Origin of the sequence: Mesorhizobium sp. M0317 (genome assembly GCF_040321555.1) — a bacterium.
In the GTDB taxonomy this organism is placed as follows: domain Bacteria; phylum Pseudomonadota; class Alphaproteobacteria; order Rhizobiales; family Rhizobiaceae; genus Mesorhizobium.
Window position 1 is genome coordinate 48,871 of the sequence record NZ_JAMYRV010000039.1, and the last position, 19,843, is coordinate 68,713.

Here is a 19,843-nt window from a genome sequence, read left to right on the forward strand (position 1 = left end):
ATAATTCAGCCGAGCACCGTCATCACCTGTCCGCGCCGTTCCGGACTGAAGCGGATGACGACGATGATGCAGACGGCGACCACGCCGGCAAACAGCGCCAGCGCGTAGCCATAGCTGCCTCCAGACGTCTCGGCGATGCCGGCCTGGTAGGGACCGCCATAGGACGCCGCGAGATTGCCGGCCTGGTAGATGAAGCCGGGCAAGGTTGCCCGCACGGCGCCGGGCGACAGCTCGTTAAGATGCACCGGGATGACGCCCCAGGCGCCCTGCACCGCGACCTGCATGACGAAGGCGCCGATCGCCAGCATGAACGTGTCGAGCTGAAGGCCCAGAGCGGAATCGAGGGCAAGGCAATCAGGCAGGCGAGCGTTATCGCGCTGACGCGGCCGATCTTCTCCGACAGTGCGCCGAACGCCAACCCGCCGACGATGGCGCCGATATTGGCGACGATGGTGATCCAACTCACCGTGTTGAGCATCAGAATGGGCTTGCGGCCATATTTGTCGCCCAGCCTGCCGAAGAAGAAGGCGCCGATGAAGCGTGTCGCCAGCGTCAGGAACAACGCTTTGGAGACTGCGGGACGTCAGTGTTGAATTCGGTTGCGATATCGGTGAGCAGGAACGTCAGAAGGAAGAAATCAAAAGCGTCGAGCGTCCAGCCGAGGAAGGAGGCAAGGACGGTTTTCTTCTGCTGCGCGGTGAGAGCCACGACGTTCCTCCTAAACGCCCCCGGGGAACGATATGTTCCTTGGGGCGCAAAAGAGAACAGGCGTCAGCCGGCTTTCGAAAGAAGCGCGGTCACTTTTTCGTAATGTCGAGATCGAACACCATCAGCCCGTCGGTGCCGCCTTCGAGCGCTGCGATCAATCGGGCGCCGGCGCGCTGATGCGCTTCATGCACGAGATAGGCGTCGCGGGCGGCGGCATCGCGGAAGTCGATGGTGAAGGCATGGCTGAAGCCGCGCGCGAACGGCTCCGGGCTGACATTGGCGCTGAAGTGGACCGCGTCCATGCCGTCGACAACGGAGCGCAGTGCTTCGAGATCGGCGTGGATTGCCGTGCGCTCCGTGGCGGGCACATCGCTGCGGAGGCGTACGAAGACGCAGTGTCTGATCATTGGTTCGTTCTCCTAAGTGGCTATGCGGCCCGATTGCCGGAGAACACCGCCGGCGGCAGCGGCTCGCGGCCGAGGATGATGTCGGCGCCTTTTTCGCCGACCATGATGGTCGGCGCGTTGGTGTTGGAGGAGGGCACGCGCGGCATGACCGAGGCGTCGCAGACACGCAGGCCCTCGATGCCGCGCAGGCGCAGGTCCGGTGTGACCACCGCCATATCGTCATGGCCCATGCGGCAGGTACCCACCGGATGATGGTCGGTCTTGGCGGTGCGGCAGGCATAGTCGATCAGCTCGTTATCGCTGGCGAGCGATGGTCCGGGCAGCACCTCGCGCAACACGTAAGGTGCAAGCGCCTTCTGCCGCATGATCTCGCGCGCAAGCCTGAGGCCCTTGATCGACATGGCGCGGTCATAAGGGTCCGACCAATAGTTGGGATCGATCAGCGGGTGGTCGGCCGGGTCGGCGCTGCTCAGCCGCACCGTGCCGCGCGAGCGCGGGCGCAGGAAGGCCGAGTTCAAGGTCACGCCGGGGTTCTTCAACCTCTCGACGCCGGCCTCGATGCCGGAGCCGAGTCCCAGATGGAACTGGATGTCGGGCGAGGCGGCGGTCGGATCGGCGTACCAGAAGCCGCCGGTCTCGAACAGGCTGGAGGCGACCGGCCCTTTCTTCAGCAGCAGATACTGCAAGCCGGCCCACGCGGTGCGGTGCAGCTTGGCGTAGTTGTCATAGGTGTGGTCGCCGGTGCATTCGGCGATGACGAACAAATCGAGATGGTCCTGCATGTTGGAGCCGACACCGGGCAGATCATGCACCGGCGTCACGCCGACCGATTTCAGGTGATCAGCCGGGCCGATGCCCGACTGCATCAACAGCTTCGGCGAACCGATGGCGCCCGACGAGACGATCACTTCGCGCTCGGCGCGCATGATGGTCTTCTCGCCGCCGGGTTTGTCGACGGTCTCGACGCCGATGGCGCGGCCTTTCTCGACGACGATGCGGGTGACCAGCACATCGGTTCGGACTGTCAGGTTCTTGCGGGCGCGGATGGGCTTCAAATAGGCGACCGAAGCGGATGAGCGCCGGGCGTCCTTCTGGGTCAGCTGGTAGTAGCCGACGCCTTCCTGGCTAGCGCCGTTGAAATCCGGGTTGAAGGGGATGCCCATCTCTTGGCCGGCGCGGAAATAGGCCTCGCAAATCGGCAGCGGCGAAATCGGGTTCGACACGCCGAGCGGCCCCTGGTCGCCGTGAAAATCGTTGGCGAAGCGCTGGTTGTTCTCGGCGCGCTTGAAATAGGGCAGCACGTCGCGATAGCCCCAGCCCGCGAGGCCCTCTTCCTTCTCCCATGCGTCGTAGTCGCGAGCGTTGCCGCGCGTGTATATCTGGGCATTGATGGACGAGCCGCCGCCGACCACCTTCGCCTGCGTATACCAGAAGACGCGGTCTTGCATGTGCCTCTGCGGCACAGTCGACCAGCCCCAGGAAGCGATGCCCTTGGTCATCTTGGCAAAGCCCGCCGGCATGTGGATGTAGGGGTGCCAGTCCTTGCCGCCGGCCTCGAGCAGCAGCACGGAATTCGCTGGATCCTCGCTCAGCCGGTTGGCCAGAACGCAGCCGGCCGGGCCGGCACCTACGATGATGTAGTCGGTCATAACTCTATCCACCTACAGTCGAGGCACGGAGAGCGCGCCGTCGACATTGATAATCGAGCCTGTGGAAAAGCCGAGCTTGCCGGCGGCAAGCGTCGCCACCACGGCGCCGATGTCCGATGCTTCGCCCCAGCGTTTTGCCGGCACCAGGCCGCTGTCGATAAGCGCGTCGTATTTGGCTGATACGCTCGCGGTCATGTCGGTGCGAATGATGCCGGGCCGCAGTTCGAACACGCCGATGTTTTCCGGCGCAAGCCGTAGCGCCAGGTTCTTCACCCACATCGAAAGGCCGGCTTTCGAGATGCAGTAGTCGGCGCGTTCCGGCGAGGCCATATCGGCGCTGACCGAGGTGATGGTGATGATCGAGCGCGGATGATTGCTGGGAGCCGCCAGCATCGCCTTGGCGACGGCCTGACTAAGGAATACGGTGCCGCGCAGATTGACGTCCAGCGCACGGTCGAAATTCTCGGGCTTCAGCTCCAGCAGATCGCCGCGCACCACGGCGCCGATGCCGGCATTGTTGACGAGGCAGTCGATGCGGCTGAAGGCACGTATGGCGGCGTCGACGAGGGCCGTGTGATCCTCGAGGTTGGCGATATCACAACGGACATAGGCGAACTCCGCACCCCGTGCGGTGATGTTGGCGGCCAGTTCGTCCGGCGCTTGTTCGGCAAGGTCGGCGATCAAAATGTCGAAGCCGTCCCCGGCCAGCGCCTCGGCGCAGGCGAGCCCAATGCCGCGCGCACCGCCGGTGACGATTGCTGCGGGGCGGGTCATGCCGCGAGGTCCGTTCGGCGAATATGCTCGGCCACGCGCAGCGCCTGTGCCGCAATCGACAGCGCCGGATTCACGGCGGCCGAGTTCGGCAAAAAACTGGCGTCGACAACGAACAGGTTCGGGTGGTCGAAGGCGCGGCAGAAAGGGTCGAGCGGCGACGTCGCCGGATGGTCGCCCATTTTCACCGTGCCGCACTGGTGAGAGGGCGTGCGCTTGTCGAAGGGACGCGACAGCACGATGGGATAACCGCAGGCGCGGAAGTTCTCACGCATCACCCTGGTCAGCCCGTCCAGCGACTGCATGTTGGAGCGCCGCCATTGCATGACGATGTCCTTGCCGTCGACCATGATGCGGCTTTCCGGATCGGGTAGATCCTCGCACATCAGATACCAGTCAACGGCGTGACCGGCCATGTAATCGAGCGCGAATTTCGGCACGCGTTTGACGTTGGCCTTCAACATGTTGCCGTCGATCTTGCCGAGCAGCTGGACGTTGCCGAGCGGCTTGCCGCCTTTGCCGTCGGAGAGATAGTAGTCATTCAGCATCAGCGTCTTCTGGTAGACGCTGTCGTTCCTGCGGCGCGGATCGATCGCCAGCATGGCGCTCGAATTATGGTTCATGAAATTGCGGCCGACCTGGTCGGAGCGGTTGGCGAGGCCTTTGCCATCTGGTGAAGGCGAGCGCAGCAGGATGACGGCGGAATTGACCGCGCCGGCGGACAGGATGACCAGCTTCGGCGCGACTTTCTTCAGCTCGCCATTCTGACGGTAGTGAACGGCAGCGATGCTTTTGCCGTCGGACGACGCTTCGAGATATTCGACATGGCAGCCGGTTTCGAGTCGGATATTGCTGTCCTTAAGTGCAGCCGTCAGCGGTCCGGTCTGCGCATCAACCTTGCCCTGGGCGGTGTTGGGGAATGCGTCCCAGCCGGTCTTGCCCTCTTTCAGCCAGGTGTCGATGTCGACGCCGAGCGGCAGCGAGGCGGGGTGCAGGCCCAGTCCCTTCAGCTCGGCGCGGGCGCGCGCAATCGGCGCTTCGTCGGGCACCGGCTTGAAAGCATAGGGGATCGAGTGGAACGGTTCGGTCGGGTCCTCGCCGAGTGAGCCGCGGACGCGAAACAGCTGCTCGGCTTTCGAATACCAGGGCTCGAATTCATCGTAGGAAAACGGCCATGCCGGCGAGACGCCACCGAAGTGCTCCATGGCGGCGAAATCCTCTTTGCGGTAGCGGATCAGCACCGCGCCGTAGAATTTCGAATTGCCGCCGACATAGTAGTAATTGCCGGGGTTGAAGGCGCCGCCGCCGGCCTCGCGCCACATCTCCTTCGGACGGTAGTGGCCATCGACGAAGATCGAGCGCGTGTCGCGGGCATGCGGCGTTGCCGGCAAGGGCTCGCCGCGCTCCAGCATCAGGACCGAGGCGCCGCTGCCGGCCAGGCCGGAAGCGATCGTAGCGCCGCCGATGCCGGAGCCGATGATGACGATATCGGGGCTGACCATCTCGATCAGCGGATGCGGTGTTCGGTCGCCGGATCGAAGAACACGGCCTTGGTCAGGTTGAAGGCGAGCGGCGTGCTGGTGCCCGGCTGGATGTTGGCGTCGGCCCGCAACCGCGCCACCACGCCCTTGCCGCCGAGGTTGGTCACCGCGAAAGTGTCGGACCCTGCCGGCTCGACCACTTCGATGTGCAGGTCGGCAGTGGCAATGTTGGAGGCGTTGCGTTCCGCACCTTCCGGATCGGTCAGCGCTTCCGGGCGCACGCCGAAGATGATCGGCTTGCCCTGGAACGCCGACAGGCCCGCCGGCGCATTGGCCATCGGCAGCGTAATGGGCTCGCGCGCCTCGCGCTCCAACACGACGGACAGCGCATTGCCCGACGTGGCAATGGTCGCCGGGATCAGGTTCATCGCCGGCGAACCCATGAAGTCGGCGACGAACAAATTGGTCGGGTTGTTGTAGATCTCGGCCGGGGTGCCGAACTGCTGCACCTCGCCGTCGCGCATGACGGCGATCTTGGTAGCCAGCGTCATCGCCTCGATCTGGTCGTGGGTGACGTAGACGATGGTTGTGCCGGTGGTGGCATGCAGGCGCTTGATCTCGATGCGCATGTCAACGCGCAATTTGGCGTCGAGGTTGGACAAAGGCTCGTCGAACAGGAACAGCTTAGGGTCGCGCACCAGCGCCCGGCCCATGGCGACGCGCTGGCGCTGGCCGCCGGAAAGCTGGCTCGGCTTGCGCTGCAGGAGGTGGCCGATCTGCAGGACCTTGGCCACCTTGTCGATCGCCTTTTGGCGTTCGTCGGCCGGCACGCCGCGCATCTCCATGCCGAAGGAGATGTTTCCGGCCACCGTCATGTTCGGATAGAGCGCATAGCTCTGGAACACCATGGCGATGTCGCGCTTGGATGGGTGCAGATCGTTGATGGCGCGGCCGTCGACGCGGATTTCGCCCTCGGTGATCTGCTCTAGGCCGGCAATCGTGTTGAGCAAGGTGGACTTGCCGCAGCCGGACGGGCCGACCAGCACCAGGAAGCCGCCCTTTTCGAGCTCGACATCGATGCCCTTCAGGATCTCGACATTCCCGAAGCGCTTCTTCAGCCCATCAATTTCCAGAAAAGCCATCAGATTATCCTTTGACCGCGCCCGCCATCAGGCCACGCACGAAGTAGCGGCCGGCGACCACATAGACGAGAAGGGTGGGCAGGGCTGCGATCATCGCCGCAGCCATGTTGACGTTGTATTCGACGACGCCTGTCGAGGTGTTGACGACGTTGTTGAGCGCCACCGTCATCGGCATCACGTCGCCGGAGCCGGCATAGGCGGAGGCGAACAGGAAGTCGTTCCAGATGTTGGTGAACTGGTAGATCACCGTCACCACGATGATCGGCAGCGAGTTGGGCAGCATGATGCGCCGGAAGATCTGGAAGAAGCTTGCCCCGTCGATCTGCGCCGCCTTCACCAGCTCGTTCGGAAACGCTTCGTAGTAATTGCGGAAGAAGAGGGTGGTGAAACCGATGCCGTAGACGACGTGAACGAACACCAGGTTCACGGTCGGATTGCCAAAGCCGAAGGTGAAACCGGTCGCGTTCTGCAGCTTGACGCCGAACCGGCCCAAGCTGCCGAGGATCGTTGCCATCGGCAGCAGTACCGACTGGAACGGGATGAAACAGGCAAACAGCATCAGCCCGAACACCAGCGTCGCCCCGCGAAAGCGCCATTTGGTCAGCACATAGCCGTTGAGCGCGCCGAGCAGGGTCGAGATGATGACTGCCGGAACCACCATCTTGATCGAGTTCCAGAAATAGCCCTTCATGCCGACGCAGGTCAGGCCCGAGCAAACTTCGCTCCACGCCTTTATCCATGGGTCGAAGGTCGGCGCCTGGGGCAGCGCCAGCATGTTGCCGTTCTGGATCTCCTCCATGGTCTTGAACGAGGTCACCAGCATGACGAACAGCGGCATCAGGTAGAACAACGCAAACAGCGCCAGCAGTCCGTAGATGACGATGCGGTTGAGGGTCTTGGTGCTCATGCCGCTAGAGGCCTGGCGGGCAGGGGTGGCAACGGCGCTCATTGCGGCTTCTCCCGCAGTTCCGAATAGAGATAGGGCACGATGATGGCGACGATGGTCATCAGCATGATCACGGCACTCGCCGAGCCGACAGCCATTTCGTTGCGCTTGAACGTGTACTCATACATGAAGTTGGACGGCAGCCAGGCCGAGCCACCGGGGCCGCCGCTGGTCAGCGCCACCACCAGATCGTACGACTTGATGGCGAGGTGGGCGAGCACGATGAAGGCCGACAGGAAGATCGGCCGCAGCAGCGGAATGACGATGCGGCGGTAGAGCTGGAAAGTAGTGGCGCCATCGATCTGCGCCGCTTTCATGATCTCACCGTCGATGCCGCGCAGGCCGGCCAGGAACATCGCCATGATGAAGCCGGAGGCTTGCCAGACGCCGGCGATGACCACCGTGTAGATGACGAAATCCTTGTTCTTGATCCAGTCAAAATGGAAGCTCGTCCAGCCCCATTGATGCAGGGTCTGCTCAAGGCCGAGGCCGGGATCGAGAAACCATTTCCAGGCGACGCCGGTAACGATGAAGGACAGCGCCATCGGGTAGAGATAGATCGGCCGCAACACGCCTTCGCCGCGGATCTTCTGGTCGAGCAGGATGGCCAGGAACAGGCCGAGCGCCAGGCACATGGCGATGTAGAGAAAGCCGAAAATGCCCATATTGACGATCGACGTGTACCAGCTCGATGGCGGGTCGGAGTCGAACGTCCAGCCCCATAGCCGTAGGTAGGCGCGCGGTCCGGTGATGACATAGGACGGAAAAGTCTTGGAATTGGTGAAGGACAGATAGACCGTCCACAGGATGAAGCCATAGACGAAGACGATGGTGATGGCGAAGCTCGGCGCCAGCACGATCTTCGGCAGCGCGTCCTGCAGTCGCGCGCGCAGCGAGGGGCGCGACCGCTCCGGCGTCAGCTTGATCTGGGTTGTCGCTACACTGCTCATAGGGCTCCTCCCGTTCGGGTCGTCCGTGCCTGCCGTCAGGCGGCAAGGCGGCCCCGTGCATACGGGTCTCTGGTCGGCATGGTGTTCAAGAGGGTTTCACCGTTTCACGGAAACGGCGAACCTCTCTAACTCTTTCTTTCACGCAATTCCGGCCGGAAAACCGCTCACACTTTTCCTGGAATTGCGCCAGCCGGCCAATCCTGAGGCGAACCTTCCCCGCCGAAGCGGGGAAGGTGTCTTGCTGGCCAGGGCTTACTTGGCGTCGTCGATTGCCTTGACCAGTTCGGTCACGGCTTCGTCCGAGGTCTTGATCTGACCATGGACGAACTTCGAAACGACGTCCTTGTAGGCATTGGCGACCGCCGGAGGCGCGCCATAGCCCTGGGCAAGCGAGCCGAACAGTGTGCCGCCTTCGTTGGCAGCCTTCAGGTCGGCGATGCCCTTCTTGCCGCACGCGTCGAAGTCGGTGTCCGGAACGTCGGTACGGGCGGGAACCGAACCCTTGACGACGTTGAAGGCCGACTGGAAGCTCTTCGACAGGGTGGCGGTGGCCAACGCGACCTGGGCGGCCTTGCGGTCGTCCGGAACGTTGAACATGCCGAACATGTCGGAGTTGTAGACCACCGAGCCTTCCGTGCCCGGGAAGCGATAGCACAGGAAGTCGGTGCCCGGCGTTTTCTTGGCGGCGTTGAACTCGCCCTTGGCCCAGTCACCCATCACCTGCACCAGGGCATCGCCCTTGATGACCATGGCGGTGGCAAGGTTCCAGTCGCGGCCCGAGAAGTTCGGGTCGACATAGGTGACGAGCTTGGCGAGGTTATCGAACGACTTCTTCATCGTGTCCGACTTGAGGGACTCGTCGTCGAGGTCGTTGAAGGCCTTCTTGTAGAACTCAGGTCCGCCGGTCGACAGCACAACCGAGTCGAACATGGTGGCTTCCTGCCAGTTCTGGCCGCCAAGGGCGAGCGGAATGACGCCAGCCGCCTTGGCTTTGTCGAGCAGGGCGACGAAGTCGTCGAAGGTCTTTGGCTCGGTGCCGCCGATCTTGTCCATCACCGCCTTGTTGATCCACAGCCAGTTGACGGAGTGGACGTTGACTGGAGCAGCGACCCACTTGCCGTCATAGACGGAGAACTTCTGCAGGGCTGCCGGAACCGACTTATCCCAGCCCTCCTTCTTCGCCGTCTCGGTCAGGTCGCCCATGACGCCGGCCGCCGCATAGTCGAGCACGGTGTAGCCGAGCATCTGCGACGCGGTCGGGTAATTGCCGGCCGCGACCATCGCCTTCAGCGCAGTCATGGCGGCGGCGCCGCCACCACCGGCCACCGGCACGTCCTTCCAGGCATAGCCTTCCTTGGCAAGGTCGCCCTTGAGGACGTTGAGAGCAGCCGCTTCGCCGCCCGACGTCCACCAATGCAGCATCTGCACTTCCTTGACGTCCTCGGCATGGGCCGAGAAAGCAAAGGCCGTCGCCAGAGCCGTTCCGATAAGCAGTTTGCGCAACATGTTCTACCTCCCTTGTTGCATTACACGACCGGTGGAAGCCCACCGGGTTCTTCCAAACTCAGCCGACCCACCAACCGGTGCGCTGGCCGCGATGAAACTGGATTGTCTTTTCCTCGGTATAATCCTCGACAGCGCGTTTGCCGAGTTCGCGTCCGATGCCGGACTGCTTGTAGCCCCCGAATGGCAACTCGGGAAAGCCTTCCATGAATGTGTTCACCCAAACGGTCCCCGAACGCACACCACGCGCCACCGACATACAAGTGTCGATGCTGGCGCTCCACACCCCTGCCGACAGACCATAGGGCGTGTTGTTGGCGATGTGCAACGCCTTTTCAATCGATCCAAAAGTCAGCACGGAGAGCACCGGGCCGAACACTTCCTCGCGCGCAATAGCCATGTCTTCGGTAACGCCGCGGATGATGGTCGGATCGAGGTACTGGCCGGCATTGGACGCCAGCTGGCCGCCACCGCAATAGACATTGCTGCCGTCTTTTGCTGCTACCGCGACGTAACCCGCGACCTTGGTCAGATGGTCGGCTGATATCATCGCGCCAACCTTGGTTCGGTCGTTGAGTGGGTCGCCGACCGTTACCTTGGCGGTCAGGGCCTTGACAGTGGCGAGGAAATCGTCGGCGATGGCTTCATGCACGATCAGCCGACTGCCGGCATTGCAGCATTCGCCGGCATTGAAGAAGCCGCCGAACACTGCTGCGTCAGCGGCCGCCTCGAGATCGGCATCGGGGAAGACGATCTGGCCGTTCTTGCCGCCGAGCTCCATCGAGACTTTCTTCAGCGACTGCGCGGCGGAAGCCATGGTCATCTTGCCGACGCGGGTAGAGCCGGTGAACGACACCATCTCGACCAGCGGATGGCTGACCATCGGCCCCCCGACATCGGCGCCGAGGCCGGCCAGGATGTTGACGACGCCCGCGGGCAGGCCGGCCTGCATCAGGATGTCGCCGAGCACGAAGGTCGAGGCCGAGGTCATTTCGCTCGGCTTGACCACCGCGGTGCAGCCGGCGGCGAGCGCGAAGGGCAGTTTCTGGCTGACGATCAGGAACGGGAAATTCCACGGGGTGATGATCGAGACGACGCCGATCGGCTCGCGCAGGACCACGCCCAGCATGGCGTCGCCGAGATTGGCGTAGCTTTCGCCGTGCAGCGTGCGGGCGAGCGAGGCGGCATAGCGCCAGATGTCGATGGCGCCGCCGATCTCGCCGCGCGCCTGGGCGATCGGCTTGCCGGATTCCAGCGCATCGAGTCGGGCGATGTCTTCGAGCTGGGCCTCGATCAGGTCGGCCGTCTTGAGCAGGATGGCGGCGCGCTCGGCCGCCTTCGTGCGCGGCCACGGGCCGGTCTCGAATGCCTTGTGCGCGGCCTGCATGGCCGCCTCCACCTCGGCCTCGCCTGCCTGCGCATAGCGCGAAACGGTGAAGCCATGGCCGGGGCTGTTGCGCGCAATCGTGCGGCCGTCACGGGCATCGACATGCTTGCCGTCGATCAGGAGCTTGTAAGCCTTCGGCGCCTTGGACGCCTCGGCCGGCATGGAAATGTTGAGCGGTGCGTTCATCATGCTTTCTCTAGGATCTTGAAAAGGCCGGCTTCTGCTTGGCCTTGAAGGCGCTCACGCCGGCTTTGAGGTCGCCGGTCAGTGCAACGAAGCCGCTGGCGAGCGCCTCGGTGGCGGCCGCACTTTCCTCGCCTTCGGCGACCGCAATCATCAGCTTGGCGGCTTCAGTTGCGAGCGGCCCCCGTTCGGCGATCTTTTCTCCCCACGCCTTCGCCTCGGCCAGCGCCTGGCCGGTCTCGACCACACGATCGACAATGCCGAGGGCGAGCGCGTCGGGGGCGGCAAAGACCTCGCCGCCGAGCGCCATGCGGCGCACGATCTGCGCACCGAAGCGGCGCACGGCGCGCTGCGTGCCGGACCAGCCGGGGACGACGCCGATCGATGTCTCGGGAAAGCCGAGCTTCACCTGTGTTTCGGCGACACGGAAGTCGCAGGCGACCGCGAGTTCCAGCCCGCCACCCAGCGCATGGCCGGAAAGCACCGCGATGGTCGGCTGCCGCAGCCGCGCCAGTCGGTCGAAGACGCGGTGGCCGTAGCGCACCCATTGCACCTGAAAGTCGGCAGCGCTCATTTGTGCCCAGGCCTCGACGTCGCCGCCGGCGCAAAAGCCTTTGCCTTCGCCGCGGATCAGCACGACGCGCACGCCTTCAGCCATTTCGGCTTCGTCGAGCGCTGTTTCGAGCGCGCGCAGCATCGGAATGTCCAGCGCGTTGAACTTCTCCGGCCGGCGCAGCGTGACGATGCCGATGGCGCCGTCCTGCTCGAAGGTGACGAGGCGCTCAGCCATGCGCGCCTCCGAGAGAAGCGCCACCATTCAGCGACAGGCCGATCGGCCGGTCCTGATAAAGAGCCGCCGGCGTGACCTTGAGGTCGTTGGCGATGCCGAGCGGAATCTCTGACTGCGCCAGCACATCGCGTTCGAGGTCGATGCCAGGCGCCAGTTCCGTCACCATCAGACCGTCCGGCGTCAGCTTCATCACGCAGCGCTCGGTGACGTAGGTGATGTCCTGGCCTTGAGCGACGGCGCGCTTGCCGGAGAAGGAGATGTGTTCGACCTCGTTGACGACCTTCTTGACCTTGCCTTCCGCGTCGATGCGGATGCCGCCATCGGCGAGCGAAAGCTTGGCGCCGGCATTGAAGAAGCCGGAGAAGACGATCTTTTTCGCCCGTGCCGTGATGTCGACAAAGCCGCCGGCCCCGGCGGTGACATGTGGCCGGGCCGAGAGTTTCGACACGTTGACGGAGCCATGGCGGTCGATCTGCAAGAAGGAGAGCAGCGAGGCATCGAAGCCGCCGGCCTGGAAATAGATGAACTGGTGCGGCGAGGGCATGATCGCCTCGGCGTTGGAAGCGCAGCCGAACTTGAAGTCGAGCAGCGGCACGCCGCCGACCGCGCCCTGCTCGATCACCCAGGTGACCTTGCCGTGCTGGCCTTCCTCGAGAAGGATACGCGGCACATTGGCCGAGATGCCGAAGCCGATATTGACGGCCATGCCATCGCGCAACTCCATGGCGACGCGGCGCGCGATTACTTTCTGGACGTTCATCTCGGCGTTGCGAAAGCTTGACAGCGGGCGGAAGATCTCGCCCGAAATCGCCGGGTCGTAAGGCGTCAGCGTCGTCTGCAACTGGTCCGGCGCCACCACGATGTGGTCTACCAGCACGCCGGGCACGCGCACGTCATGCGGCTTCAGCGTGCCGTTCTCGACGACGCGCTTGACCTGCGCAATGACGATGCCGCCATTGTTGCGCGCGGCGAGCGCCTGTTCGAGGCCGCCGAGATAGGCGCCTTCATGTTCATAGGTCAGGTTGCCGCGCTCGTCGGCGGTGGTGGCGCGGATGATCGAAATGTCAGGCACGATCGAGCGGAAATAGAGCCATTCCTCGCCGTCGAACTGCTGCACCGAGACGATCGGCTCGCTTGCCGCCGCGTTCATGGCGCAGCCCTGGTGGCGCGGGTCGGCAAAAGTGTCGAGGCCGACCTTGGTCAGCACGCCCGGCCGCTTGGCGGCGGCCTCGCGGTGCATGTCGAACAGGATGCCGGAGGGCACGTTGTAGGCGGCGACCGAATTGTCGCCGATCATCTTCCATATCTGCGGCGGCTCGGACGAGGAGGGGCCTGAGGGATAGGAGCCGCAGAGCGTGCGCTTCAACAAGCCGGGCTTGGCCAGATGGTCGATGCCCTTGATGCCATACATGTCGCCGGCGGCGATGGGGTGCAGCGTGGTGATGTCTTTGGGATGGCCTTCGGCGTCGAAGCGCTCGCCGATGGCGGCCAGCACGGCATCCGGGCAGCCGAGGCCGCTCGACGACGAGACGGAGACGGTCATGCCGTCCTTGATCAGGCTTGCTGCTTCAGCGGCGGAGACGAGCTTGCTCACGCGACACCTTTCGGATCGATAGTGACGGCCTTGCCGGATTTTGCCGACTGCAACGCTGCTTCGGCCGACGCCAGGGACCAGACGCCGTCCTCGCCGGTTGCGGAGGGCTGGCCCGCGCCGCTGATAGCGGCATGGAACTGGCGCAGCGACCTGACGTAGAGGTCTTCGCGGTCGAAGCTCAGTTCCTCCTCGCCCTTGGCGGTGCGTAGAAGCACCGAACCGACCGGCTTCTGCGTCATCACATTTTTGGCAATCAGCGAGCCTTCCGAGCCATGCACTTCGAAGCCGGTATCGGCGTATCTGGTGGTGAAGCCTTCATGCGACTGGGCAATCACGCCAGACTTGAAGCGCCAGATGCACATGGCGCCGTCTTCCAGCCCGCTGCCGGCCATGCCGGCCGACTGGGTGAAGGCCGAAATCTCGATCGGGTCGTCGCCGAGCACGAAGCGCAGCGTGTCGGCATCATGCACGGTGACGTCGAGCACCACGCCGCCGCCGGCCTCAGGCTTGGTAATGCGCCAGCCCTGCAGGTTTTCCGGCAAATAGACGGAATGGAAGACGCACGCGGCAATCGGCTTGCCGATATGGTCGGCTGATATGGCGTCGCGCATGGCGCGGTGGGCGCCGGCATTGCGCAGATGATGATTGGTGCCAAGCACGACACCGGCTTCCTTGGCGGCGGCGACCATTGTGCGCGCGTCGGCGCTGTTCAGCGCCAGCGGCTTTTCGCACAGAACATGCTTTCCCGCCTTGATCGCAGCCAATGCCTGTTCGAGATGCAGTTCATTGGTGGTCGAGATGTAGACGGCGTCGATTTCGGCGCCGAGCAGGTCGTCCAGCGTCGAGACGGCAAGCGGAATATTCTGTTCCGCGGCATACGTCTTGGCGCGCTGCGGACTGGAGCTCATCACCGCCGCGATCTCGCCACCCTCTTGCGCGCGGATGGCGTTGATCATGAACTGTTTGGCGATCGTGCTGGCGCCGATCAGTCCCCATTTGACGCTCATGCCGCGTCTCCCATTCCTGCTGATGTGTCCTGGGCGCCGCGATTGGGACCGCAGCTGTCCCTGACGACCAGATTGACGGCGCCGATATGGTCCTCGGCATGCGTGATGCGCGACTGGATCATCTTCAGCATGACGTGGGCGGCGCGTTCGCCGAGGCCGGGTGTGTCCACCGAGACGCTGGTCAGCGCCGGCATATAATGCTCGGCCTCGACGACGTCGTCGAAGCCGACGACGGCGAAATCCGCGCCGGGCTCCAGCCCGCGCTTGCGCAGCGCCAGCATGACGCCGAAGGCGACGGCGTCGTTGAAGCACAGCGCCGCCGTCGGCGGCTCGGCCATGGCAAGGGCGGTTTCCAGGCAGGCGATGCCGCCCCTGCGGCTGGTCTCGCCTTCGACGACAAGCACGTCGCGCCTGGCCATGCCCAATGTCTCGCAAGCTTCACGAAAACCGCCCAGGCGCTCCTGATAGACGACCAGGTCGGAGGTGCCGCCAAAGAAGGCCAGCCGGCGATGGGCCTTGCCGATCAGATGGGCGGCGGCGAGATACGCGCCGCGATGGTTGTCAGGAGCGATCACCGGGATGCGGCTGTCCGGCAGGCGGCGCATGGCGAAGACGACCGGCACGCCCGCCATCTCGAGGCGACGGAAGGCGCCCGGCGTGGTGCCGCGCGCCGGTGACACGATCAGGCCTGCGACGCCCTGTTCCATCAGCGACTTCAGCACTTCTTCCTGGCGCACCGGGTTCTCCGCGGTGTTGGCGATGAAGGGCACGATGCCGGCTGACTGGAAGACGCGCTCCATGCCGACCGCCAGCTCGGCGAAAAAGGGGTTGGTGAGATCGTTGATGACCATGCCGATGACGTTGGAATGGGCTTTGCGCAGATTGGCGGCGCCGCGGTTGTAGACATAGCCGACATCCTCGATCGCCTTGCGAACCTTGACCGCGGTTTCAGGCCGGATCAGCCCTGAGCCTTGCAGCACAAGCGACACCGTCGATTTGGACACACCAGCCTCGCGGGCGATGTCCAGGATCGTTGCCTTGGGCCGGCTGGCCATGTCGGTGGTTTCCTCCGCCTGAATGGGCAAATCTATTGGAACGTTCTAATCACTCTGCCAAACGAGAGTCAATCGGGATTCTTGCGGAGATCGAAAAGGTGAGGAATGCGGTTCCAAGCAAGGGCTCTTAGCCTTCTTCGGCATTTGGACCGGTTCAATCGCCTGAATCATAAAGGTTCTTGATTTATTGGAACGTTCCATTTATAGGATGCCGAAAACGGAGGTTGCCATGGATATCACCCTGCCTACGCAGAATGGCGGCCGCGTCAGCTACAAGCTCGCGGGCAGTCCGGTCGAGCCCGTAATCGGTGCGGTTTTCCCGCGCATCGCCTATGCCGCTGCCCATGTCGTCGCCGACCCTTTCGCGATGACCGCCCCCTGGTCGAAGCCTGCGGTCGATTGGGACAAGACGATGGCGTTTCGGCATCATTTGTGGCGGCTTGGCTTCCGCATCGCCGAGGCGATGGACACCTCCCAGCGCGGCATGGGTTTCGACTGGGCGAATGCGCAGGAATTGATCCGGCGCTCGATCGCCGAGGCACGCAGCGTCGAAGGCGCAGACCTCGCCTCGGGCGCCGGCACCGATCATCTGGCGCCGGCCGCTGCCAGAACGCTCGACGATGTGATCGCCGCCTATGAGGAGCAGTTCACCTTCATCGAAGGCGAGGGCGGCAAGGCGATCATGATGGCCAGCCGGGCGCTGGCGGCGGTCGCAAAAGATCCGGACGACTATATCAGGGTCTACGATCGCATCCTCAGCCAGGCATCCGGCAAGGTCATCCTGCACTGGCTGGGCGACATGTTCGATCCGGCGTTGCAGGGATATTGGGGCAGTGGGAATTTCGAGGCTGCGCTCGACACCGTCGTCGCCATCATCGAGCGCCATGCTAATAAGGTCGAGGGGATTAAGATATCGCTGCTCGATGCCGGCAAGGAAGTTGCCTTGCGCAACCGGCTGCCGGAAGGCGTCGTCATGTTCACTGGCGACGATTTCAACTATCCCGAACTGATTGCCGGCGACGGGAAGCGGCACTCGCACGCTTTGCTCGGCATATTCGATGCCATCGCGCCGGTCGCCAGTGCGGCGCTGGCGAAACTGGCTGAGGGCGACCGCGCCGGCTATGACGCGCTGATGGCGCCGACAGTGCCGTTGTCGCGCAAGATCTTCGAGGCGCCGACGGAGTATTACAAGGCCGGCATCGTCTTCATGGCCTGGCTCAACGGCCATCAGGACCATTTCGCCATGGTCGGCGGCATGCAGTCGGCGCGCGGCATCCTGCACTATGCCGACATCTTCCGCCTTGCCGACCAGGCAGGGTTGCTCGCCGATTCCGAGCTTGCGCTGGCCAGGATGAAGCATTTCTGCGCGGTTGCAGGTGCCTGAGAACGACACAATCGCTGGCTGAAACCTATCCCCCGTATGGGGATTTGCGTTCTCGCGCCAAATCTGTATTCGGTTGCCGGGATTGGATGCGGACGGAGCGGCAATGACGGAAAAAGTGGCGCTCATCACCGGTGTAACCGGGCAGGACGGGGCCTATCTCGCAGAATTGCTTCTGCAGAAGGGCTATATTGTCCATGGCGTCAAACGCCGCTCGTCCTCGTTCAACACCGAGCGCGTTGACGACATCTATGTCGATCCGCACGAGCGCGGTGCGCGTTTCTTCCTGCATTATGGCGACCTGACCGACGCGACCAATCTTATTCGCCTGGTGCAGGAGACACAGCCCGGCGAGATCTACAATCTCGGCGCCCAGAGTCATGTCCAGGTGAGTTTCGAGACGCCGGAATACACCGGCAATGCCGATGCGCTGGGAACACTCAGGCTGCTCGAGGCGATCCGCATTCTGCGCCTGGAGAAGTCGGTGCGCTTCTATCAGGCCTCGACCTCGGAGCTCTACGGCAAGGCGCGCGAGGTCCCGCAAAGCGAGGCGACGCCCTTCCATCCGCGCTCGCCCTATGCAGCGGCCAAGCTTTACGCCTACTGGATCACGGTCAACTACCGCGAGGCTTACGGCATGTTCGCCGCCAACGGCATCCTGTTCAACCACGAAAGCCCGACACGCGGCGAGACCTTCGTCACCCGCAAGATCACGCGGGCCGTCGCCTCGATCCATCACGGCCTTCAGGCCACGCTCTATCTCGGCAATCTCGACGCCAAGCGGGACTGGGGCCATGCGCGCGACTATGTGGAGGGCATGTGGCGCATTCTGCAGCACAGTGAAGCCGACGATTTCGTGCTGGCGACCGGCGAGGCGCATTCGGTGCGTGAATTCGTCGAACTGGCGTTTGCGGAGACCGGGCGCAGCATTCGCTGGCAAGGCTCGGGTGTCGACGAGGTCGGTGTCGACGCCGGTTCGGGCGCTGTCGTGGTGCGCGTCGATCCGCGCTATTTCCGGCCGACCGAGGTCGATCTGCTGCTCGGTGACCCGGCCAAGGCTAAGGCAAGACTTGGCTGGTCGCACACGACCGGCTTCAGGGATCTGGTGGCGGAAATGGTGCAGGCCGATCTGGCGCGCACCGCCGGCGGCACGCGGCAGAACAGCCGTTCTGCGTGAGGCAGGTTCATGGACGCGACATTTGATCTGAAAGGCAAGCGTGTCTTCGTCGCCGGGCATCGCGGCATGGTCGGTTCGGCCGTCGTGCGCCGGCTGGCGAGCGAGGACTGCGAGATACTCACCGTATCGCGCGACAGGCTCGACCTGCTCGACCAGGCAGGGGTGCGGCGCTGGATGGCCGAGCACAGGCCGGATGCGGTGGTGATGGCGGCCGCCAAAGTCGGCGGTATCCTGGCCAATGACCGGTTCCCTGTCGATTTCCTGCAGCAAAACCTGGTTATGCAGGGCAATGTCATTGACGGCGCCTTTCGCAGCGAGGTCGGCAAGCTTTTGTTTCTCGGCTCGTCCTGCATCTATCCAAAGCTCGCGCCGCAGCCGATCAGGGAAGACGCGCTGCTGACCGGTCCGCTCGAACCCACCAATGAATGGTATGCGATCGCCAAGATCGCCGGGCTCAAACTGTGCCAGGCCTATCGGCGCCAGCATGGCGTCGACTACATCTCGGCGATGCCGGCCAACCTTTACGGTCCTGGCGACAATTTCGATCTCCAGTCCAGTCATGTCGTGCCGGCCCTGATGCGAAAGGCGCATGCGCTGGCGCTGAGCGGCGGCAACAGCCTCGAGGTCTGGGGCTCGGGCACGCCACGGCGTGAATTCCTGCATGTCGACGACGCCGCCGATGCCTTGGTCTGGCTGTTGAAGAATTATGCCGGCGACAGCCACGTCAATGTCGGTTCGGGCGAGGATGTCACCATTGCCGAGCTTGCCCAGACCGTCGCATCGGTCGCCGGCGTCGAGGCTAATATCGCCTTCGATACGACCAAGCCAGATGGCACGCCGCGCAAGTTGATGGATGTTTCGCGGCTGTTTGCGACGGGATGGCGCCCGCGCTACGCGCTTCGCGATGGATTGGAACAGACATATGCGTGGTTTCTCAACCATATTGAGAAGGGTGATGTCCGCCTCGGCGCGGCCTGATTCCAATTTTCCTTGAACCATTTCGCTGCCGCCCGCGACCAAGCGGTGTGTAGCAAACACGGTCCATCAAGGAGAACGTCAATGTTTATCACTTCAAGAAACGCATTTCTCGCCGCCATCGCGGTTTCGGTGCTGGCAGGGTGTCAGACGGCACCGCCGAGGGAATGCGAGAAGACCAAGCCCGGTGTCACCTACAACGGCAAATGCTGCGGCATCGGCACACCGTGCCGTGAAGGCAACAACACCCCTCATGACAAGCCCGACAGGCCCGATCCGCGGCCACAGTGATCCGCGAGCCAGAAACGTCCCGGCACGTGCCGGGACGTTTCGCCCCCGACAGGGTGGATTTACGGATCGGAAGGCCGCTACCCGGTTCCTTGCTGGCCGGCATTTGAATACGAAACGGGACGGCGGGGCAGTAGACGATGCGGTCGCGCAGATCGCGCGAAAACTTCCCGCCGGTCTGTACTTCAAGGGGCTGTTCGACTGTTTGAAGGGAAGGTCCCGTAGAAACTCAGATTTCGCTTTCCGTCGATGCGAAGGATGCTACTAAAAAAAATTCGAGATGCTCTTGAACTCATTTGGGGCGCCTCCTAATTCGATTTCCGCCAAGGCCATAAGGCTCGGCAAAAAATGGCGGCGCCGCACGGGGCGGCGCCCTTGTACCCATGTTGCTTCAAGGAGGATGTGGCTATGAGAACCTTTGATACTCTCTATCGGACCACCGTCGGTTT

General features: G+C 63.3%; 18 protein-coding genes and 1 pseudogene. 4 read left to right on the forward strand and 15 right to left on the reverse strand.

What is annotated here, in order from left to right:
* Window positions 1-5 precede the first annotated feature (5 nt).
* The 14 genes and pseudogenes from NKI88_RS23680 to NKI88_RS23745 form a co-directional block, all read right to left on the reverse strand.
* Window positions 6-708 (reverse strand): annotated as a pseudogene (locus NKI88_RS23680) (MFS transporter).
* Between the two features lie 89 nt (window positions 709-797).
* Entirely contained in the window at window positions 798-1,115 is a 318-nt protein-coding gene (locus NKI88_RS23685; protein WP_352657606.1) for a Dabb family protein, read from the reverse strand.
* A gap of 20 nt (window positions 1,116-1,135) precedes the next feature.
* Window positions 1,136-2,764 carry a GMC family oxidoreductase gene (locus NKI88_RS23690; RefSeq protein WP_352657608.1) on the reverse strand — a complete coding sequence of 543 codons (1,629 nt, stop codon included), beginning with the start codon at window positions 2,762-2,764 and terminating at the stop codon, window positions 1,136-1,138.
* 12 nt (window positions 2,765-2,776) lie between these two features.
* Complete coding sequence (locus NKI88_RS23695) at window positions 2,777-3,538, reverse strand: 3-ketoacyl-ACP reductase (RefSeq protein ID WP_023671178.1); 762 nt, start codon at window positions 3,536-3,538, stop codon at window positions 2,777-2,779.
* Window positions 3,535-5,037 carry a GMC oxidoreductase gene (locus NKI88_RS23700; RefSeq protein ID WP_023747123.1) on the reverse strand — a complete coding sequence of 501 codons (1,503 nt, stop codon included), beginning with the start codon at window positions 5,035-5,037 and terminating at the stop codon, window positions 3,535-3,537. The genes NKI88_RS23695 and NKI88_RS23700 overlap by 4 nt, the downstream gene beginning before the upstream one ends.
* Before the next feature lie 5 nt (window positions 5,038-5,042).
* A complete protein-coding gene (locus tag NKI88_RS23705) occupies window positions 5,043-6,158 on the reverse strand; it encodes an ABC transporter ATP-binding protein (protein ID WP_023671180.1) in 1,116 nt (371 codons plus the stop codon).
* A gap of 4 nt (window positions 6,159-6,162) precedes the next feature.
* Window positions 6,163-7,107, reverse strand: a complete 945-nt coding sequence (locus NKI88_RS23710; protein ID WP_023704034.1) for a carbohydrate ABC transporter permease — start codon at window positions 7,105-7,107, stop codon at window positions 6,163-6,165.
* Window positions 7,104-8,054 carry a carbohydrate ABC transporter permease gene (locus NKI88_RS23715; protein ID WP_352657611.1) on the reverse strand — a complete coding sequence of 317 codons (951 nt, stop codon included), beginning with the start codon at window positions 8,052-8,054 and terminating at the stop codon, window positions 7,104-7,106. Before NKI88_RS23715 ends, NKI88_RS23710 begins: the two co-directional genes overlap by 4 nt.
* Before the next feature lie 252 nt (window positions 8,055-8,306).
* Window positions 8,307-9,560: an ABC transporter substrate-binding protein gene (locus NKI88_RS23720; protein ID WP_352657612.1), complete on the reverse strand. Its 1,254-nt coding sequence runs from the start codon at window positions 9,558-9,560 to the stop codon at window positions 8,307-8,309.
* Between the two features lie 58 nt (window positions 9,561-9,618).
* Window positions 9,619-11,130, reverse strand: a complete 1,512-nt coding sequence (locus NKI88_RS23725; protein ID WP_352657635.1) for an aldehyde dehydrogenase family protein — start codon at window positions 11,128-11,130, stop codon at window positions 9,619-9,621.
* A gap of 10 nt (window positions 11,131-11,140) precedes the next feature.
* On the reverse strand, window positions 11,141-11,917 hold the full coding sequence (locus NKI88_RS23730) for an enoyl-CoA hydratase/isomerase family protein (RefSeq protein WP_352657615.1): 777 nt from the start codon (window positions 11,915-11,917) through the stop codon (window positions 11,141-11,143).
* Complete coding sequence (locus tag NKI88_RS23735) at window positions 11,910-13,511, reverse strand: acyl CoA:acetate/3-ketoacid CoA transferase (protein ID WP_352657618.1); 1,602 nt, start codon at window positions 13,509-13,511, stop codon at window positions 11,910-11,912. Before NKI88_RS23735 ends, NKI88_RS23730 begins: the two co-directional genes overlap by 8 nt.
* Window positions 13,508-14,518: a Gfo/Idh/MocA family protein gene (locus NKI88_RS23740; RefSeq protein WP_352657620.1), complete on the reverse strand. Its 1,011-nt coding sequence runs from the start codon at window positions 14,516-14,518 to the stop codon at window positions 13,508-13,510. The genes NKI88_RS23735 and NKI88_RS23740 overlap by 4 nt, the downstream gene beginning before the upstream one ends.
* Window positions 14,515-15,573, reverse strand: a complete 1,059-nt coding sequence (locus NKI88_RS23745; protein ID WP_352657623.1) for a LacI family DNA-binding transcriptional regulator — start codon at window positions 15,571-15,573, stop codon at window positions 14,515-14,517. Before NKI88_RS23745 ends, NKI88_RS23740 begins: the two co-directional genes overlap by 4 nt.
* Before the next feature lie 229 nt (window positions 15,574-15,802).
* Between NKI88_RS23745 and NKI88_RS23750 the strand changes: the two genes are divergently transcribed.
* The 4 genes from NKI88_RS23750 to NKI88_RS23765 all read left to right on the forward strand — a co-directional run bounded on the left by NKI88_RS23750 (window position 15,803) and on the right by NKI88_RS23765 (window position 19,397).
* Window positions 15,803-16,957, forward strand: a complete 1,155-nt coding sequence (locus tag NKI88_RS23750) for a dihydrodipicolinate synthase family protein (RefSeq protein ID WP_352657625.1) — start codon at window positions 15,803-15,805, stop codon at window positions 16,955-16,957.
* Window positions 16,958-17,060: 103 nt separating this feature from the next.
* Window positions 17,061-18,131 (forward strand): GDP-mannose 4,6-dehydratase, encoded by a 1,071-nt coding sequence (gene gmd, locus NKI88_RS23755; RefSeq protein ID WP_352657627.1) that lies wholly within the window; start codon window positions 17,061-17,063, stop codon window positions 18,129-18,131.
* Window positions 18,132-18,140: 9 nt separating this feature from the next.
* Window positions 18,141-19,109, forward strand: a complete 969-nt coding sequence (gene fcl / locus NKI88_RS23760; protein WP_352657629.1) for a GDP-L-fucose synthase — start codon at window positions 18,141-18,143, stop codon at window positions 19,107-19,109.
* Between the two features lie 81 nt (window positions 19,110-19,190).
* Window positions 19,191-19,397 (forward strand): hypothetical protein, encoded by a 207-nt coding sequence (locus NKI88_RS23765; protein WP_023710933.1) that lies wholly within the window; start codon window positions 19,191-19,193, stop codon window positions 19,395-19,397.
* Between the two features lie 261 nt (window positions 19,398-19,658).
* Here the strand turns inward: NKI88_RS23765 and NKI88_RS23770 are convergent.
* The coding region (locus NKI88_RS23770) for a hypothetical protein (protein ID WP_352657632.1) at window positions 19,659-19,843 on the reverse strand (185 nt) is incomplete at its 5' end.

Excerpts from the sequence above, each read along its gene's own strand:
- NKI88_RS23705 (WP_023671180.1), bottom strand. The coding sequence starts at position 6,158 with ATGGCTTTTCTGGAAATTGATGGGCTGAAGAAGCGCTTCGGGAATGTC.
- NKI88_RS23710 (WP_023704034.1), bottom strand. The coding sequence starts at position 7,107 with ATGAGCGCCGTTGCCACCCCTGCCCGCCAGGCCTCTAGCGGCATGAGC.
- NKI88_RS23750 (WP_352657625.1), top strand. The coding sequence starts at position 15,803 with ATGGATATCACCCTGCCTACGCAGAATGGCGGCCGCGTCAGCTACAAG.
- NKI88_RS23740 (WP_352657620.1), bottom strand. The coding sequence starts at position 14,518 with ATGAGCGTCAAATGGGGACTGATCGGCGCCAGCACGATCGCCAAACAG.
- gmd (WP_352657627.1), top strand. The coding sequence starts at position 17,061 with ATGACGGAAAAAGTGGCGCTCATCACCGGTGTAACCGGGCAGGACGGG.
- NKI88_RS23685 (WP_352657606.1), bottom strand. The coding sequence starts at position 1,115 with ATGATCAGACACTGCGTCTTCGTACGCCTCCGCAGCGATGTGCCCGCC.
- fcl (WP_352657629.1), top strand. The coding sequence starts at position 18,141 with ATGGACGCGACATTTGATCTGAAAGGCAAGCGTGTCTTCGTCGCCGGG.
- NKI88_RS23725 (WP_352657635.1), bottom strand. The coding sequence starts at position 11,130 with ATGAACGCACCGCTCAACATTTCCATGCCGGCCGAGGCGTCCAAGGCG.
- NKI88_RS23695 (WP_023671178.1), bottom strand. The coding sequence starts at position 3,538 with ATGACCCGCCCCGCAGCAATCGTCACCGGCGGTGCGCGCGGCATTGGG.
- NKI88_RS23765 (WP_023710933.1), top strand. The coding sequence starts at position 19,191 with ATGTTTATCACTTCAAGAAACGCATTTCTCGCCGCCATCGCGGTTTCG.
- NKI88_RS23745 (WP_352657623.1), bottom strand. The coding sequence starts at position 15,573 with ATGGCCAGCCGGCCCAAGGCAACGATCCTGGACATCGCCCGCGAGGCT.
- NKI88_RS23720 (WP_352657612.1), bottom strand. The coding sequence starts at position 9,560 with ATGTTGCGCAAACTGCTTATCGGAACGGCTCTGGCGACGGCCTTTGCT.
- NKI88_RS23730 (WP_352657615.1), bottom strand. The coding sequence starts at position 11,917 with ATGGCTGAGCGCCTCGTCACCTTCGAGCAGGACGGCGCCATCGGCATC.
- NKI88_RS23700 (WP_023747123.1), bottom strand. The coding sequence starts at position 5,037 with ATGGTCAGCCCCGATATCGTCATCATCGGCTCCGGCATCGGCGGCGCT.
- NKI88_RS23690 (WP_352657608.1), bottom strand. The coding sequence starts at position 2,764 with ATGACCGACTACATCATCGTAGGTGCCGGCCCGGCCGGCTGCGTTCTG.
- NKI88_RS23715 (WP_352657611.1), bottom strand. The coding sequence starts at position 8,054 with ATGAGCAGTGTAGCGACAACCCAGATCAAGCTGACGCCGGAGCGGTCG.